Origin of the sequence: Citrobacter sp. wls717 (assembly GCF_005280955.1) — a bacterium.
GTDB lineage: Bacteria > Pseudomonadota > Gammaproteobacteria > Enterobacterales > Enterobacteriaceae > Citrobacter > Citrobacter werkmanii.
On record NZ_SZWW01000029.1, the window covers coordinates 1 to 550 of the forward strand.

Annotated in this window: 1 rRNA gene; it reads left to right on the plus strand. The window is 52.2% G+C overall.

Annotation, left to right across the window (positions count from 1 at the left end):
• A 16S ribosomal RNA gene (locus tag FDX09_RS14265) occupies window positions 1–503 on the plus strand; the annotation flags it as partial.
• Window positions 504–550: the final 47 nt, after the last annotated feature.

Below are 550 nucleotides of genomic sequence, written 5' to 3' on the forward strand. Positions count from 1 at the left end.
TGAGACAGGTGCTGCATGGCTGTCGTCAGCTCGTGTTGTGAAATGTTGGGTTAAGTCCCGCAACGAGCGCAACCCTTATCCTTTGTTGCCAGCGGTCCGGCCGGGAACTCAAAGGAGACTGCCAGTGATAAACTGGAGGAAGGTGGGGATGACGTCAAGTCATCATGGCCCTTACGAGTAGGGCTACACACGTGCTACAATGGCATATACAAAGAGAAGCGACCTCGCGAGAGCAAGCGGACCTCATAAAGTATGTCGTAGTCCGGATTGGAGTCTGCAACTCGACTCCATGAAGTCGGAATCGCTAGTAATCGTGGATCAGAATGCCACGGTGAATACGTTCCCGGGCCTTGTACACACCGCCCGTCACACCATGGGAGTGGGTTGCAAAAGAAGTAGGTAGCTTAACCTTCGGGAGGGCGCTTACCACTTTGTGATTCATGACTGGGGTGAAGTCGTAACAAGGTAACCGTAGGGGAACCTGCGGTTGGATCACCTCCTTACCTTAAAGAACCGACCTTTGTAGTGCTCACACAGATTGTCTGATGAA